The organism is Serratia inhibens, from assembly GCF_003591175.1.
GTDB lineage: Bacteria > Pseudomonadota > Gammaproteobacteria > Enterobacterales > Enterobacteriaceae > Serratia > Serratia inhibens.
The window spans coordinates 211,329-226,835 of sequence record NZ_QYYG01000004.1 but is presented as its reverse complement, the minus strand read 5'-3'; the positions used below and the strand labels follow the sequence as shown (position 1 = coordinate 226,835).

Annotated in this window: 15 protein-coding genes; 8 read left to right on the top strand and 7 right to left on the bottom strand. The window is 58.7% G+C overall.

The window, feature by feature from the left end:
• Nucleotides 1-24 precede the first annotated feature (24 nt).
• Complete coding sequence (gene glyQ, locus D4100_RS15605; RefSeq protein WP_006321728.1) at nt 25-939, top strand: glycine--tRNA ligase subunit alpha; 915 nt, start codon at nt 25-27, stop codon at nt 937-939.
• A 9-nt stretch (nt 940-948) separates the two neighbouring features.
• Nucleotides 949-3,018 (top strand): glycine--tRNA ligase subunit beta, encoded by a 2,070-nt coding sequence (gene glyS / locus D4100_RS15600; protein ID WP_119804728.1) that lies wholly within the window; start codon nt 949-951, stop codon nt 3,016-3,018.
• A 39-nt stretch (nt 3,019-3,057) separates the two neighbouring features.
• Here glyS and D4100_RS15595 read toward each other — a convergent pair whose 3' ends face one another.
• Nucleotides 3,058-4,062 carry a Fic family protein gene (locus D4100_RS15595; protein WP_119804727.1) on the bottom strand — a complete coding sequence of 335 codons (1,005 nt, stop codon included), beginning with the start codon at nt 4,060-4,062 and terminating at the stop codon, nt 3,058-3,060.
• A gap of 225 nt (nt 4,063-4,287) precedes the next feature.
• On the opposite strand from D4100_RS15595, the gene D4100_RS15590 reads away from it, so the two are divergent.
• The 4 genes from D4100_RS15590 (at nt 4,288) to D4100_RS15575 (ending at nt 9,315) form a co-directional block, all read left to right on the top strand.
• Nucleotides 4,288-5,007, top strand: coding sequence for a DUF3053 domain-containing protein (locus D4100_RS15590; protein WP_004950637.1), 720 nt, complete (start codon nt 4,288-4,290; stop codon nt 5,005-5,007).
• Nucleotides 5,008-5,539: 532 nt separating this feature from the next.
• A complete protein-coding gene (locus tag D4100_RS15585; protein WP_006321725.1) occupies nt 5,540-7,459 on the top strand; it encodes a PTS mannitol transporter subunit IICBA in 1,920 nt (639 codons plus the stop codon).
• A gap of 58 nt (nt 7,460-7,517) precedes the next feature.
• Complete coding sequence (locus D4100_RS15580; RefSeq protein ID WP_119804726.1) at nt 7,518-8,669, top strand: mannitol-1-phosphate 5-dehydrogenase; 1,152 nt, start codon at nt 7,518-7,520, stop codon at nt 8,667-8,669.
• A gap of 94 nt (nt 8,670-8,763) precedes the next feature.
• Entirely contained in the window at nt 8,764-9,315 is a 552-nt protein-coding gene (locus D4100_RS15575) for an MltR family transcriptional regulator (RefSeq protein WP_006321723.1), read from the top strand.
• Here D4100_RS15575 and D4100_RS15570 read toward each other — a convergent pair.
• Nucleotides 9,312-9,920 (bottom strand): LysE family translocator, encoded by a 609-nt coding sequence (locus tag D4100_RS15570; protein ID WP_006321722.1) that lies wholly within the window; start codon nt 9,918-9,920, stop codon nt 9,312-9,314. The genes D4100_RS15575 and D4100_RS15570 overlap by 4 nt on opposite strands.
• A gap of 139 nt (nt 9,921-10,059) precedes the next feature.
• Here D4100_RS15570 and D4100_RS15565 point away from each other — a divergent pair, with 139 nt between their 5' ends.
• Together D4100_RS15565 and D4100_RS15560 are read left to right on the top strand one after the other, a co-directional pair.
• Nucleotides 10,060-11,526, top strand: a complete 1,467-nt coding sequence (locus D4100_RS15565) for an aminotransferase-like domain-containing protein (protein ID WP_006321721.1) — start codon at nt 10,060-10,062, stop codon at nt 11,524-11,526.
• 73 nt (nt 11,527-11,599) lie between these two features.
• Nucleotides 11,600-11,962: a YibL family ribosome-associated protein gene (locus tag D4100_RS15560; protein ID WP_006321720.1), complete on the top strand. Its 363-nt coding sequence runs from the start codon at nt 11,600-11,602 to the stop codon at nt 11,960-11,962.
• Nucleotides 11,963-11,993: 31 nt separating this feature from the next.
• On the opposite strand, the gene D4100_RS15555 is transcribed toward D4100_RS15560, so the two are convergent.
• From D4100_RS15555 to fdhD, 5 genes are all read right to left on the bottom strand, one after another.
• Complete coding sequence (locus D4100_RS15555; protein WP_006321719.1) at nt 11,994-12,773, bottom strand: class I SAM-dependent methyltransferase; 780 nt, start codon at nt 12,771-12,773, stop codon at nt 11,994-11,996.
• A gap of 52 nt (nt 12,774-12,825) precedes the next feature.
• Nucleotides 12,826-13,497 (bottom strand): 6-hydroxyaminopurine reductase, encoded by a 672-nt coding sequence (yiiM, locus tag D4100_RS15550; RefSeq protein ID WP_119804724.1) that lies wholly within the window; start codon nt 13,495-13,497, stop codon nt 12,826-12,828.
• Between the two features lie 140 nt (nt 13,498-13,637).
• A complete protein-coding gene (locus tag D4100_RS25980; RefSeq protein ID WP_006317213.1) occupies nt 13,638-13,766 on the bottom strand; it encodes a hypothetical protein in 129 nt (42 codons plus the stop codon).
• Between the two features lie 124 nt (nt 13,767-13,890).
• A complete protein-coding gene (gene sodA, locus D4100_RS15545; protein ID WP_006317212.1) occupies nt 13,891-14,511 on the bottom strand; it encodes a superoxide dismutase [Mn] in 621 nt (206 codons plus the stop codon).
• Nucleotides 14,512-14,638: 127 nt separating this feature from the next.
• Complete coding sequence (gene fdhD, locus D4100_RS15540; RefSeq protein WP_119804723.1) at nt 14,639-15,466, bottom strand: formate dehydrogenase accessory sulfurtransferase FdhD; 828 nt, start codon at nt 15,464-15,466, stop codon at nt 14,639-14,641.
• Nucleotides 15,467-15,507 lie beyond the last annotated feature (41 nt).

The window sequence follows — 15,507 nt, the reverse complement described above, 5'->3', positions numbered from 1 at the left end:
ACTTGTATCGCGTGCGAATTCAACATGCAAAAGTTTGATACCAAGACCTTTCAGGGCCTGATCCTGACACTGCAGGACTATTGGGCGCGCCAAGGCTGCACCATTGTTCAACCATTGGACATGGAAGTCGGCGCGGGAACCTCTCACCCGATGACCTGCCTGCGCGCACTCGGCCCAGAGCCGATTGCCGCCGCCTATGTGCAGCCGTCCCGTCGCCCGACCGACGGCCGTTACGGTGAAAACCCTAACCGCCTGCAACACTATTATCAGTTCCAGGTGATCATTAAACCGTCGCCGGACAACATTCAGGAACTGTACCTCGGCTCGTTGAAAGAGCTGGGTCTGGATCCGACCATCCACGATATCCGCTTCGTAGAAGACAACTGGGAAAACCCGACGCTCGGCGCCTGGGGCCTGGGCTGGGAAGTGTGGCTGAACGGCATGGAAGTGACGCAGTTCACTTACTTCCAGCAGGTCGGCGGCCTGGAGTGCAAACCGGTGACCGGCGAGATCACTTACGGTCTGGAGCGCCTGGCGATGTACATCCAGGGCGTGGACAGCGTCTACGATCTGGTCTGGAGCGACGGCCCGCTGGGTGTGACCACCTACGGCGATGTGTTCCACCAGAACGAAGTGGAGCAGTCCACTTACAACTTCGAGTATGCCGACGTCGACTTCCTGTTCTCCTGCTTCGAGCAGTACGAGAAAGAAGCTCAGTCGCTGCTGGCGTTGGAAAAACCGCTGCCGTTGCCGGCTTACGAACGTATTCTGAAGGCCGGGCACACCTTCAACCTGTTGGATGCGCGCAAGGCGATCTCGGTGACCGAGCGTCAGCGCTATATTCTGCGCATCCGCACGCTGACCAAAGCCGTTGCCGAGGCTTACTACGCTTCCCGTGAAGCGCTGGGCTTCCCGATGTGCAAAAAGAACGAGAACTAAGAGGCAGCCATGACTCAACAGACTTTCCTGGTGGAAATCGGCACGGAAGAGCTGCCGCCGAAGGCTCTTCGTTCACTGGCAGAATCCTTTGCCGCGAATTTTACCGCTGAGCTCGATAGCGCCAACCTCGAGCACGGCGAAGTGAGCTGGTTTGCCGCTCCGCGCCGCTTGGCGCTGAAAGTGGCCAATCTGAGCGCCGCACAGGCCGATCGCGAAGTCGAAAAGCGCGGCCCGGCGATTGCCCAGGCGTTCGACGCCGAAGGCAAGCCGAGCAAAGCGGCCGAAGGCTGGGCGCGTGGCTGCGGCATCACTGTCGATCAGGCCGAGCGCCTGGTGACCGACAAAGGTGAGTGGTTGCTGTATCGCGCCCATGTCAAAGGCCAGTCCGCGCAAGCGCTGCTGGCGGGCATGGTCAGCACTGCGCTGTCCAAACTGCCGATCCCGAAACTGATGCGCTGGGGCGACTCCGAAGTGCAGTTCGTGCGTCCGGTACACACCGTGACCCTGCTGCTGGGCGATGAACTGATCCCGGGCACCGTGCTGGGTATCGATTCCGCTCGCACCCTTCGCGGCCACCGTTTTATGGGCGAAGCCGAGTTCACTATCGACAACGCCGACCAATATCCGGAGATCCTGCTGGAGCGCGGTAAGGTGATTGCCGATTACGAAGCCCGCAAGGCGCTGATCAAGCGCGACGCCGAGCTGGCGGCACAGCAGATTGGCGGCAAGGCCGATCTGAGCGAAAGCCTGCTGGAAGAAGTGGCCTCGCTGGTGGAATGGCCGGTGGTGCTGACCGCCAAATTCGAAGAGAAATTCCTGGCGGTGCCGGCGGAAGCGCTGGTGTACACCATGAAGGGTGACCAGAAGTATTTCCCGGTGTATGACGCCGCGGGTAAACTGCTGCCGAACTTTATCTTCGTGGCGAATATCGAATCCAAAGATCCGCAGCAAATCATCTCCGGTAACGAGAAGGTGGTGCGCCCGCGTCTGGCCGATGCCGAGTTCTTCTTCAACACCGACCGCAAAAAACGCCTGGAAGACAATCTGCCGCGTCTGGAAACCGTGCTGTTCCAACAGCAACTGGGCACCCTGCGCGACAAGACCGATCGCATCCAGGCGCTGGCGGGCTGGGTTGCCGGCCAAATCGGCGCCGACGTTAACCACGCTACCCGCGCGGGCCTGCTGTCGAAGTGCGATCTGATGACCAACATGGTGTTCGAATTCACCGACACCCAGGGCGTGATGGGCATGCACTACGCGCGCCACGACGGCGAAGCGGAAGACGTTGCCGTTGCGCTGAACGAGCAGTATCAGCCGCGCTTTGCCGGTGATGCGCTGCCGGAATCGCTGGTGGCCTGTTCGCTGGCGATCGCCGACAAAATGGACACCCTGGCCGGTATCTTCGGCATCGGGCAACATCCGAAAGGCGACAAGGATCCGTTCGCTCTGCGCCGTGCTGCATTGGGCGTGCTGCGCATCATCGTTGAGAAAAACCTGCCGCTGGATCTGCAGACCCTGACCGAAGAGGCCGTGCGCCTGTACGGCAGCAAGCTGAGCAACGCCAAGGTCGTCGATGAGGTTGTCGAATTCATGCTGGGCCGCTTCCGCGCCTGGTATCAGGAAGAAGGCCACGCCGTCGACACCATTCAGGCGGTGTTGGCGCGTCGTCCGACCAAACCTGCGGACTTCGACGCGCGCGTCAAGGCGGTGACCCACTTCCGTACTCTGGAAGAAGCGGCGGCGCTGGCGGCGGCCAACAAGCGGGTGTCCAATATCCTGGCTAAATCCACCGATACGCTGAACGATCGCGTTCACGCAGCGGTATTGAAGGAAGCGGCCGAGATCCAACTGGCGACCCACCTGGTGGTGCTGCGCGACAAGCTGGAGCCAGTGTTCGCCGCAGGCGACTATCAGGATGCGCTGGTGCAACTGGCTGCCCTGCGCGAGCCGGTGGATGCGTTCTTCGACAACGTAATGGTCATGGCCGAGGATGACGCCGTGCGCGTCAATCGCCTGACGCTGCTGAGCAAGCTGCGTGAGCTGTTCCTGCAGGTGGCGGATATCTCCGTATTGCAGTAAGCGGTTCTGCCGTGAAAAAGGCGCCTGCGGGCGCCTTTTCTATTGCGGGCGGCGCTGTGCTGCGCCTTCTGCGGTGAGCCGGTATTTTTGCAGACGGCTGTTGGGCTTATCCGGTAGCGTCATTTCGATCCATCCTGCGTTCAGCGCCGGTTGCAGATAACGTTCGCGGAAAGATTTCCGATCCTGCAGTTGCAGCGCGCTCTGAATGGCTTCGCGCGACATCTCTCCCTTTAGCGCCGCTAACAGCTCGCCGACTTGGGGGGTGACTTGGGGGGTGACTTGGGGGGTAAGACTTTGCTCCAGCGCCCGCAAAATCATCTCCAGCATAAACTCAACAAAGGGCGCGCAGTCGGTGCGTTGGTTACTGGTATTGAGTGCCTGGTAATACCCGGATTGGTTATCATGCACCAGGCTTTCAACCGGCACGTTGGCAAACAGCGGATCCCAGCGTGAAAGAATTAACGTTTGCCACAATCTGCCCATACGCCCGTTGCCATCAGCAAAGGGGTGAATAAATTCAAACTCATAATGAAACACGCAACTGCCGATCAACGGCGGCAGGTCCGTCTCTTGCAACCAGACCAGCAACTGATGCATCAACGGGGATACCCGCTCTGCCGGCGGCGCCATATGAATGACCGTTTTACCGTTCATGACTCCGACGCCACCGCGACGATAATGCCCGGCATCTGGCAGCAGGCTTTCCATCAACATACGGTGTGCGGCGAGTAAATCCGCCACCCTATGGGCACGCCAATGACTCAGGTTTGCATAACAACGAATGGCATTGAGGGCTTCCTGAATATCCCGTGGCGGTGCAATGATGCGTTTTCCAGCGATGATGGCGGTGATCTGCTCTTCACTCAGGGTATTTCCTTCAATTGCCAGTGAGCCCTGAATAGTGCGGATCCGGTTGATGCGGCGCAGCCGAAGGCTGTGCTCGTGTTCGGCCTGCATCTTTAGGCGAGCCAACGCAGCGCCTACATCGGTCGTCAGATGCAGAATGCGTGAGGTGATGGTCAACGGTGGCTGATAGGATGACATGCGCAGGTTGGCTCGGTGAGAAATGATACAAAAGTGTACCATGTGCCAGAGCCCGTGCAGTAGCCTGTTGCCCTTGGGCAAGCCGCCTTTCGCCACAGAATCGCAACCGAATGGTGAATCGCGTATCGGATCGCATTCAGTTGATCTATTCTTATAGGCGCAAGGAGTGCAACAAAAGGGACGGAGTCCGATGAGAAAGCAGGTTTATAACAGGAGTTATGTCACATGGCGGTAGGGATCCAGAGCAGAGTTTTCGCGCGTTGGTTGGCCCCGGTATTGGCATTGTTGGTGGTCATGCAATTGACCGCCTGCGGCGATAAAGAGCCGGAACAACGCAAGGCGTTTGTTGATTACTTACAGAATACGGTTATGCGCAGCGGCGCGAAAATCCCGACGCTGAGCGAAGATCAGAAGCAGAAATTCGGCAACTATGCCGGTGATTACGCCATCCTGGTCGGTTTTTCACAGCAGTTGTCCAAATCGCTGGATGCCAGCCTGACGCCGGCGTTGGATCAGATTAACCAGATCCGCACCGCACAGGATTACATGAGCAAGCGCGATTCGCTGCAGCAATCCGTTGGGGCGCTGAACCTGCTGGGCCAGCAGATTCAGTCGGCCAAGTCACAGGCGGACACCTCCCGGGCGGCGCTGAAGCAACCTGACGATCTGAAAGCCGTTTATAATCAGGTGTATGACAAGATTGTCACCGGGCCGGCCAATGCGCTGATGCCGGTTATCCCTACCACTGCCAGTTTCGTTCAGGATCTGGTGCAGGTCGGGGATTTCCTGCGTACCCAGGGCAATCAGGTGAGCTTCAACAATAACGGCGTGCAGTTCCGTACTTCGCAGCAGGCAACGCAGTACAACACCATGATGTCGAATCTGGTGGCCAAGCAGCAGGATTTACTGAATGCACAGAAAACCGTTGCGAGCGTGACCCAGTAATTGTTTTTAAGAGGCCGGCTTGCCGGCTTCTGTTATTTATCCCCCCAGCTTTCCAATAACTTGCTCACTTCTTCCCCGGCGCTTCTGTACTACACTTCAATGAATCACCGTATTTCGTCATGTAGTTTTCTTACATTCATCACATCGCTATTTCCCGGCGGGATGAGTGCTCACAGGGAAGGTCTTCCTCAAACCAGGATTCGGTAGTCACCGATAAAATAAATTGTGACCAATATCACAATTTAAAAACAAACACGCATCTTGAAAATGTGACATGTATCACTATTTTTGCGCATTTACGCGGGTTTTGCTCTCGCTGTGTTTTTTTTACACGGAGTAATTGTGATGAATATCACTATAAGTGCCCGGTGTATGGGGTGTTTGGTGTGATGTTGATCACGAAAAATCCGTGAAGTTCGCGTGGTAAAAACAGCGTGATAGAGTCCACTCGCAGACAGCACCAACACGGCTGGATCGTAACAACAATAATCACGCGCTCTATTGTCAGCGCGTAACAATAGGGGTGTGTTTTATGTTTTCACCAGACATCAAAGTCAAAGTTCAAAACTTTGGCCGCTTCCTGAGCAACATGGTGATGCCCAACATTGGCGCTTTTATCGCCTGGGGTATCATCACCGCGTTATTCATTCCTACCGGCTGGCTGCCCAATGAAACCTTAGCCAAGCTGGTTGGCCCGATGATCACCTACCTGCTGCCGCTGCTGATCGGTTTCACCGGTGGGCGGCTGGTGGGGGGCGATCGCGGCGGGGTAGTCGGCGCCATTACCACCATGGGGGTGATCGTCGGTGCAGACATGCCGATGTTCCTCGGTGCGATGATTGCCGGCCCGCTGGGTGGCTGGGCTATCAAGCATTTTGACCGCTGGGTCGATGGCAAAATCAAAAGCGGCTTCGAGATGTTGGTGAACAACTTCTCCGCCGGCATTATCGGTATGCTGCTGGCGATCCTGGCCTTCCTGGGCATCGGGCCGCTGGTGGAGGTGCTGTCCAAGCTGCTGGCGGCCGGCGTACATGTGATGGTGGTGAATAACCTGCTGCCGCTGGCGTCAATCTTCGTCGAACCGGCGAAGATCCTGTTCCTGAACAACGCCATCAACCACGGTATCTTCTCGCCGTTGGGCATTCAGCAGGCCACCGAGGCCGGCAAGTCAGTATTCTTCCTGATTGAAGCCAACCCAGGCCCGGGCATGGGTGTGCTGATGGCTTACATGTTCTTTGGCCGTGGCAGCGCCAAGCAGTCTGCCGGCGGTGCGGCGATCATTCACTTCCTCGGCGGTATCCACGAAATTTACTTCCCGTACGTGCTGATGAATCCACGCCTGCTGCTGGCGGTGATTCTGGGCGGCATGACCGGCGTGTTCACCCTGACCATGCTGAACGGCGGCCTGGTTTCTCCGGCTTCCCCTGGCTCCATCCTGGCGGTGCTGGCGATGACGCCGAAAGGCGCTTATTTCGCCAATATCGCGGCGGTTGCGGCGGCCTTTGCCGTATCATTCGTGGTCTCCGCCTTCTTGCTGAAAACCTCGAAAGTGAAGGAAGAGGACGATCTGGAAGAAGCGACCCGCCGCATGCAGGAGATGAAGTCTCAGGCTAAAGGTGGTGCTGCAGTGCACGCTGCGGTGGACGGCGACCTGACTACCGTACGTAAAATCATCGTCGCCTGCGATGCGGGCATGGGGTCCAGCGCCATGGGCGCCGGCGTGCTGCGCAAAAAAGTGGCGGACGCCGGGCTGAAAAACATCTCCGTGACCAACAGCGCCATCAACAGCCTGCCGGACGATGTGGATCTGGTGATCACCCACCGCGATCTGACCGAGCGTGCGATGCGTCATGCGCCGCAGGCCCAGCACATCTCGCTGACCAACTTCCTCGACAGCAAGCTGTACAGCGATCTGACCGAACGTCTGGTGGCGGCCAACAAAACCACCGATAACCAGCAAAAAGTCATCAGCACGCTTGACGACAGCTTTGAAGCGACCGAGCAAAACCTGTTCAAACTGAGCGAAAGCAACGTGTTCCTTAACCTGCAGGCCAGCGACAAGGAGCAGGCGATCCGCTTCGCCGGCGAACAATTGGTTAAAGGCGGCTACGTAGAGCCGGAATACGTCCCGGCGATGCTGGAGCGTGAAAAACTCACCTCCACCTATCTGGGCGAGTCGATCGCGGTGCCGCATGGCACCATCGAAGCCAAAGATCGGGTGCTGCGTACCGGCGTGGTGTTCTGCCAGTATCCGCAGGGCGTGCGCTTCGGGGATGAAGAGGATGAAGTGGCGCGGCTGGTTATCGGTATCGCCGCCCGCAACAACGAACATATCCAGGTGATCACCAGCCTGACCAACGCGTTGGATGACGAAGGCGTCATCGAGCGGTTGGCGAATACCACCAGTGTGCAGGAAGTGTTGGATCTGCTGGGTGGCAAAAAAGCCGGGTAACAGAATCATTTTAAGGGGTGCAGCTTGCTGCACCCTTCGACATTGGAAAGGTAGGAATATGAAAGCATTACATTTCGGTGCAGGGAATATCGGGCGTGGCTTTATCGGTAAGCTGCTGGCGGACGCACACGCCGAACTGACCTTTGCCGACGTTAACCAAAGCGTACTGGACCTGCTGAACAGCCGCAAAAGCTATCAGGTTCACGTCGTGGGCGAGCAGGCGCGGGTTGAGAGCGTGAATAACGTCAGCGCGGTTAACAGCGGCAGCGAAGAGGCGGTGGCGCTGATCGCCGAAGCGGACATCGTGACCACCGCCGTCGGCCCGCAGATCCTGGCTAAAATTGCCGGCACTGTCGCCAAAGGGCTGATCAAGCGCCATCAGCAGGGCAACACCCGGCCGCTGAACATCATCGCCTGCGAAAACATGGTGCGCGGCACCAGCCAGTTAAAACAGCACGTGTTCGACGCGCTGCCGCAAGATGAGCAGGCGTGGGTCGAACAGCATGTCGGCTTTGTCGATTCGGCGGTGGACCGCATCGTGCCGCCGGCGGAAGCGGGCAGCAACGATCCGCTGGAAGTGACGGTAGAAACCTTCAGCGAGTGGATTGTCGATCAGACCCAGTTCAAGGGCCAACCACCGGCGATCGCCGGCATGGAACTGACCGATAACCTGATGGCGTTTGTCGAACGCAAGCTGTTTACGCTCAATACCGGCCACGCCATCACCGCGTATCTTGGCCAACAGGCCGGTCTGCTGACCATCCGTGATGCGATCCTCGACTCGGCTATCCGCCGCGTGGTGAAAGGCGCGATGGAAGAGAGCGGTGCGGTGCTGATCAAGCGCTACGGCTTTGACGCCGACAAGCACGCCGCCTACATCGACAAAATCCTCGGCCGCTTTGAAAACCCGTACCTGCACGATGATGTCGAGCGCGTGGGCCGCCAGCCGCTGCGCAAGCTGAGCGCCGGTGACCGCCTGATCAAACCGCTGCTGGGCACGTTGGAATATGGCCTGCCGCACGACAACCTGATCCAGGGCATCGCCGCCGCCATGAGCTACCGGAGTGAGCAGGATCCGCAGGCGCAAGAGTTGGTGGCGTTGCTGGCCAAACTGGGGCCAAAAGCGGCTCTGGCGCAAATTTCCGGCCTGCCGGTTGAAAGTGAGGTTGTAGAACAGGCGGTTGCTGTGTATAACGCCATGCAAAAGTAGATTCAGTATGACGAATCCACGGGCGCGGCAAGCTGCGCCCCTATACCCCGACTTCAGCATTGACGGTATCTCCCAGGCCATTCGAAAAGCGACGATGATCGAGCCACAGGCATTTGAAAACCAGGTTCTGGAAAAGCTGAACGCAGGCAAGACGGTGCGCAGTTTTCTGATCGCAGCGGTAGAGCTGCTGGCGGAAGCGCTCAACGTGCTGGTGGTGCAGGTGTTCCGCAAGGACGACTATGCGGTGAAGTATGCCGTTGAACCGCTATTGTCCGGTGCCGGCCCCTTGGGTGAGCTGTCGGTGCGCCTTAAGCTGATGTACGGGCTGGGCGTTATCTCGCGTCACGAATACGAAGACGCCGAACTGCTGATGGCGATGCGCGAAGAGCTCAATCACGACGGGACGGAATACCGTTTTGTCGACGATGAAATCCTCGGCCCGTTCGGCGAACTGCACTGCGTGGCCGCGCTGCCGCCGGTGCCGACTTTTCTGCAGCCGGGTGAAGCGGAAGAATCGCTGATCGCCATGCAGCGTCAGCGTTACCAGCAGGTAGTGCGCTCCACCATGGTGCTGTCGATTACCGATCTGATCGCCGGCATCGGCGCCAAACAGCCGTCCCGGCTTTCTCCTCTCGGCCGCGGTTAAGCAAAGGCCGCGCGCCACTCATCGAACAACAGCCACAGCGCCGTTACCGCCATCAAACCCGCCATCGTCGCGTTAAACAGCCGCAGCTTCCAGGTGACGCGCAGCGCATCGCGCAGGCGATCGCCCAGCGCCGCCCACACCAGCACGCAAGGGATATTCAAGGCGACAAAGCCGGCAACGAGCATTAGCGTGTGGCTAAGACTGGTCCCTTCGCGCGGGGTGAACAGGATCGCGATGTTAATGGCCATCAACCAGGCTTTGGGATTGACCGCCTGGAACAGCGCGCCGTTGAGCAACCGCATCGGCTGCGCCTGCTGTTTGGCATCCGGCGAGGTTGCCTGGAACAGCTTCCACGACAGCCACAGTAAATAGGCGCAACCAATCACCGCCAGCGGGAAACGTATCGCTCCGGCCCAACTGAGCACCAGCGCCAGCAGGCTGGTGGTCAGGGCCAACTGTACCCCACAACCCAGGCTGATGCCGAACACCATCGGCAGGGTGCGACGCAGGCCGAAGTTGACCCCGGAAGAGGCCAGCAGCAGGTTGTTGGGGCCGGGGGTGATCGACATCACCGTGACATAACTGATAAAGGCGGAGTCCAGCATAACGGGTTCCTTAAACGGCACAGTAGCAAAGGAACCAGCATAAAACTTGCGGACGGATGGTGACAGAACCAGAAACCCGCTATTGTTACGGGTACAGTTTTATAAAATGCAAACTGTACCCATTCTCTGGAGATAAACTGTGACCCTGCTCGATGAAATGCCTGAAACGCGTTATCAGCAACTGGCGGATACCCTGGCGCAGGCCATTCACCGCGGCACGCTGCTGCCCGGCAGCCGTTTGCCTTCGGTGCGCCGCTGCGCGCAGACCCACAGCGTCAGCATCAATACCGTGGTGGCGGCTTACCGTGCGTTGGAAGACCGTGGGCTGATCGAAGCGCGGCCGCAGTCCGGTTTCTATGTGCGCAGCACGCTGCCGGCGCTGAAAACCGCCTCGCAGCCCAGTAGCCGGATAGAACCGCCGGCGGATGACGTGCTGGCGCTGATCGACAGGGTGTTTGCCGCCCAGCAGAACCCGGCGTTCACCAATCTGTCGTTGGCCTGCCCGCAAACCGCCGATTTTTATCCCGGCGGTAAGTTGGGGCGGATGCTGTCGTCGCAGCTGCGTCGCCAGCCCGATCTGATCGGCAAGTACGCGTTACCGCCCGGCAGTTTGCGGCTGCGCCAGCAGATAGCTCGTCGCTCGATGACGCTGGGCATGCTGCTGGAGCCTGGCGATATCACTCTGACCCACGGCTGCATGGAAGCGCTGCAGCTGGCGCTGCGCGTGACCACCAAGCCGGGCGACTGTATCGGGCTGGAGTCGCCGACCTATTTTTATCTGCTGCCGCTGCTGGCCAGCCTGGGGCTGAAGGCGCTGGAAATCCCGACCGATCCGCAGCATGGCCTGTCGCTGGACGCGCTGGAGTTGTTGTTGAATGAGAAGCGGCTGGATGCGGTAATCGCCATGCCGACGGTGCAGAATCCGATGGGCTGCACCATGCCGCTGGCGGCCAAGAAACGGCTGGCGCAGCTGATGAACGATCATCGGGTACCGCTGATTGAAGACGGGCTGTACGCCGAGATTCAGTTCGGCGGCGCGCTGTCGCCGGCGGTGAAATCTTTCGATCGCGACGGCTGGGTGCTGTTTTGTTCCAGCTTTACCAAGACGCTGGCACCGGATTTCCGCATCGGTTGGATCGCCGGCGGGCGCTTCAACGACGCGCTGCGCAAGCTGAAGGCGGTGTCATCGATGGCGGAATCACAGCTGCTGTCGGAGACGCTGGCGATGTTCCTGGAAACCGGCGGCTACGATCACCATTTGCGCAACCTGCGTAAACGCTATGCCGCTCAGGTGGAGGCGGCGCGGGCCTTGATTGCCCGCCATTTCCCGCGCGGCACGCGGGCGACGCAGCCGGCGGGCGGTTTTGTGTTCTGGGTTGAGCTGCCGGGCGGGGTCGACAGCGTGGCGCTGTTCCACCAGTTGCTGGAGGAACAAATCTGCCTGACGCCGGGCACCTTGTATTCCCCCAGCGGTCGCTACCGCAACGGGCTGCGGCTCTCTTGCTGCTATCCGTTTAATGCACGTTATACCCAGGCGTTGGCGCGCGTGGGGGCGAAAGCCTGCGAGATGAGCGGGTTGCCGCCGGGAATCGAGCAAGGCGAGTAACTGCGTGCGCATTTTGCTACAATGTGGGCATCGTTGATTAGCGTGCCGTACAGGCACAAACAGGCCATAAACCATGAAAGAGAAAGAAAAGGCAGAAATTAAGCGCCTTAGCGACCTGCTGGACGCACTGAATCACAAAGACACGGCGGTGATCCAACAGGGCAATGTCGAGCTGATTGCCCAGCACACCAAAGAAAAAGAGAAGTTGGCGGCGGAAATCGAACGTCTGAAAGGCGTGCGCGTCGAGAAGCTGAGTGCGGAGGCGCAGAAGCTGAGTCAACTGCCTTTCAGCCGCGAAATCACCAAGAAAGAGCAGGCGGATATGGGCTCGTTGAAGAAAAGTGCGCGCGGCCTGATCGTGGTGCACCCGATGACCGCGCTGGGCCGTGAGATGGGCCTGAAAGTGGTCACCGGCTACGCCAAAAAAGCCTTCTGATCGCCGGGGCGCCATCTTTGGCGCCCGGTTTTCATCGCTTGGTCGTGAAATACGCCTTGGTTTGATAGGGCACGGTCACTGTTTCCTTGCCCTGCAATTCCCCTTCCTCCGCCACCAACTGGCGAATCTGATCGATCACCTGTTCCTGCTGTTGCGCCGGCAAAGCGGCGATAAAGCTGGTGGAGCGCACCCTGTTGTAAATCACGTCTTCTGCTGCGCCCTGATGGCCGAACATAAACACCTGTTCCTGCAGAGGTTCTAATCCCTTGACCGGAAAAAGTTTGCGCCAATCGCCGGTGTAGAAACGCGGCGCGTCGCCTTCGTGTCGATCCACGATCTGATTCAGCTTGCGTACCCAACTCACCCGCGCATCGCGCATGTTCCACACCAGACCCAGTTTGCCGCCGGGCTTGAGGATGCGCTGAATTTCAGCCAGCGCCTGCGGCGTGGCGAACCAGTGGAAGGACTGCGCGCAGACCACGGCGTCGACCGATTCGTCCGGCAACGGGATCGACTCGGCGGTGGCCGCCAGCGTTTTCACCTGCGGCAGTGCGGCCGAGAGTTTCTCCAGCATCTGCGCTATCGGTTCGACGGCGATCACCTGCGCTCCGGTTTCCAGCAGGCGCGGGGTGAATTTGCCGGTACCTGCGCCGAGGTCGACAACCGTCATGCCGGCGTGCAGGCCGATAACCTCATGCAGCCAGGTGGCGATCTCCGGCGGATAATCCGGTCGCCCTTTCACGTAACGGTCGGCATTGGCCTGATAACCAACGGCTGCGGTGTGGTGGATCGAACGAGATGGGGTGGTCATAGCTTCTGCTCCTGCCTGAAAGAGGTTGTACAACAGTATGCCTGGGTCTGTTTCAACGCCCCAACAGACGGCGGTTAAGGTTTTCGATACGGCCGGTAGTGATGCGCGTCAGCATGGTTTTGCTCCAGCTTGCGGACAGCCCGGCGACCGCCAGCAGACGGCGATACTGTTCTTCATCGAACGGCATATGCCAGGCGATGCCGATGGCTTCGGCCACAGAGATGTCGCTGTTGCGTGTCACCAGCTCCAGTGGACGATCGCCGCTGACGGCGCCGACGGACACCACCCGGTACAGCCAGCCGCAGCGGCCGCTCTGCTGCATCAGCACCGAGATGTCGTCGATCTCGAAGTGGTAATTGAGCTTGAAGCAGGGAGAGCGCGGCTGGGTGACCTGAATCAAGGCTTCGCCCCAGCGGAAGATATCGCCCATAAACACGTTGTGCTCGGTCAGCCCCAGAGTGGAAATATTCTCGCCGAAGGCCGGCGCGCTGAACTGTTCCGCTTGCGCGGGAAACTGTTCGCGCCAGTGAGCGTAATGTTCGCGCGGATAGTGGCACAGTGCGCGGTCCGGCCCGCCGTGATAGCTTTTTTCCGCCTGCTCGTCGCCTTCCAGGCCGAGCGGGGTCAGCTTGATGGCGCCGTCCACCTGGCGTTTGGCGATGCCGCTCGGCCGCCCGCCTTCATAAGGCTGGATGGTGCCGATGTAAACCTCTGGGTGATGCATATGCGCCTCCGTTCTTTGCGTCAGAGGTTCAGCATAGCCTGAGTTGATCGGCGGGAACAGAATATCCCGCCCGAAAATAACCGGGCGGGGGGAAGTATCAGAAAGTGGTCCAGCTGTCTTGCGCTGTTGCGGCAGCCGCTTTAACCGCCGGAACCTTTGGTGCCGGCGATGATCGCCGTCAGCAGCAGCATCAGGCCAAACCCGAGACCGAGCTTTTTACCCACGGTGAGATGAACGAACTTTCCTGCCAATGTTTGCAATGCCGCCATATTATTTTTTCTTTGCGGGCGAACGTCGATCGAACAAACCATCGGCAAAGGGCGGTCAAACTTTAGCGGATTTTGGGCAAAAAAATGCCCGCTTCACGCGGGCATCATCAATGCTGGGGGCGAATTACTTCTTCGCAGCGAAGCGTGCTGCCGCTTCGTCCCAGTTAACCACGTTCCAGAATGCCTTGATGTAGTCTGGGCGTTTGTTCTGATATTTCAGGTAGTAAGCGTGTTCCCACACGTCCAGGCCAATGATTGGGAAGCCTGAAGCGCCGGCAACGGCTTCGCCCATCAGCGGGCTGTCCTGGTTAGCGGTAGACACCACGGCCAGTTTGTCGCCTTTCAGCACCAGCCAGGCCCAACCTGAACCGAAGCGGGTCGCTGCGGCTTTCTCGAACTCTTCCTGGAATTTCTCAACGCTGCCGAAATCGCGCTCGATAGCGGCTTTCAGATCGCCACCCAGCGTGGTGCCGATTTTCAGGCCTTTCCAGAACAGGCTGTGGTTAGCGTGGCCGCCGGCGTTGTTACGCATGAAAGTGCGCTTGTCGGCAGGCACTTTATCCAGATCCTGGATCAGCGCTTCAACGCTCAGCGAAGCCAGCTCAGGGTACGCTTCCAGCACGGTGTTCGCGTTGTTGACGTAAGTCTGGTGGTGTTTGGTGTGATGGATTTCCATCGTCTGCTTGTCGAAATGCGGTTCCAGTGCGTCGTAGGCGTACGGCAGGGATGGCAGTGAATAACTCATAATCATCATCTCCAGTGGTGTATGGGCGGCGCAAGGTGCTAGCACCGCGTAAGCAGTCGGATCATTATAGTTAATTAAATGATCTTGAAAATGATTATCAATGCCCTACTTAGTGTAAGGGATTAAATCAATCCACAATGCGCTGCGGGTGAGTAAACACCGTAGCGCGGCCGGGTTTGCTGAAGCCGACCAGCGTCAGGTTGCTGCGCTCGGCGATTTCCACCGCCAACGAGGTGGCCGCAGAAACCACGAACAGGATCTCGACGCCGCACATCGCGGATTTTTGCACCATTTCATAGCTGGCGCGGCTGGAGACCAGGATCGCGCCCTGTTGCCAATCTTGCTTGGCGCGCACGCCGAGCAGCTTGTCGAGCGCTACGTGGCGGCCGACGTCTTCGCAGCCACCCAGCAGTTCACCTTGCGGCGAAATCCAGCTGGCGGCGTGGGTGCAGCCGGTGAGCTGCCCGACGCTCTGCACCTGCTTGAGCTGCCCCAGCGCATGATCGAGGTTGGCGAGAGAAAAGCGTTGGGTGAACGGCAGCGCAGGCAACGGGCGGAAGATGTCCGCCAACTGTTCGATGCCGCACACGCCGCAGCCGGTACGGCCCGCCATGGCGCGGCGGCGCTCCTTCAAACCGGCAAATCGGCGGCTGGAGAGCTCTATTTGCACCTCCAGCCCGTTACAGGTTTGGTTAATCTCTATACTGTAGATATCGCGCGGTGACTCGATAATGCCTTCGGACAGCGAAAAGCCGAGGGCGAATGCCTCCAGATCTTTTGGCGTGCACATCATCACTACGTGAGAGATGCCGTTATAGACCAGGGCGACCGGCACTTCTTCCGCCAGCCAGTCCGGTTGTGCGGTGGCGAGTTGCCCGCGCTGATAAACCCGGGCCTGGGTCACCCCTGTGAGCGGGGTCTCATTTATGTGCTGCTCTGGGTTTATAGTGTTCACTTAACTGGCACCTGTTTGTAACAACCACATATACGCTGTGG

Excerpts from the sequence above, each read along its gene's own strand:
- glyQ (WP_006321728.1), top strand. The coding sequence starts at position 25 with ATGCAAAAGTTTGATACCAAGACCTTTCAGGGCCTGATCCTGACACTG.
- glyS (WP_119804728.1), top strand. The coding sequence starts at position 949 with ATGACTCAACAGACTTTCCTGGTGGAAATCGGCACGGAAGAGCTGCCG.
- D4100_RS15595 (WP_119804727.1), bottom strand. The coding sequence starts at position 4,062 with ATGTCATCCTATCAGCCACCGTTGACCATCACCTCACGCATTCTGCAT.
- D4100_RS15590 (WP_004950637.1), top strand. The coding sequence starts at position 4,288 with ATGGCGGTAGGGATCCAGAGCAGAGTTTTCGCGCGTTGGTTGGCCCCG.
- D4100_RS15585 (WP_006321725.1), top strand. The coding sequence starts at position 5,540 with ATGTTTTCACCAGACATCAAAGTCAAAGTTCAAAACTTTGGCCGCTTC.
- D4100_RS15580 (WP_119804726.1), top strand. The coding sequence starts at position 7,518 with ATGAAAGCATTACATTTCGGTGCAGGGAATATCGGGCGTGGCTTTATC.
- D4100_RS15575 (WP_006321723.1), top strand. The coding sequence starts at position 8,764 with ATGATCGAGCCACAGGCATTTGAAAACCAGGTTCTGGAAAAGCTGAAC.
- D4100_RS15570 (WP_006321722.1), bottom strand. The coding sequence starts at position 9,920 with ATGCTGGACTCCGCCTTTATCAGTTATGTCACGGTGATGTCGATCACC.
- D4100_RS15560 (WP_006321720.1), top strand. The coding sequence starts at position 11,600 with ATGAAAGAGAAAGAAAAGGCAGAAATTAAGCGCCTTAGCGACCTGCTG.
- D4100_RS15555 (WP_006321719.1), bottom strand. The coding sequence starts at position 12,773 with ATGACCACCCCATCTCGTTCGATCCACCACACCGCAGCCGTTGGTTAT.
- yiiM (WP_119804724.1), bottom strand. The coding sequence starts at position 13,497 with ATGCATCACCCAGAGGTTTACATCGGCACCATCCAGCCTTATGAAGGC.
- D4100_RS25980 (WP_006317213.1), bottom strand. The coding sequence starts at position 13,766 with ATGGCGGCATTGCAAACATTGGCAGGAAAGTTCGTTCATCTCACCGTG.
- sodA (WP_006317212.1), bottom strand. The coding sequence starts at position 14,511 with ATGAGTTATTCACTGCCATCCCTGCCGTACGCCTACGACGCACTGGAA.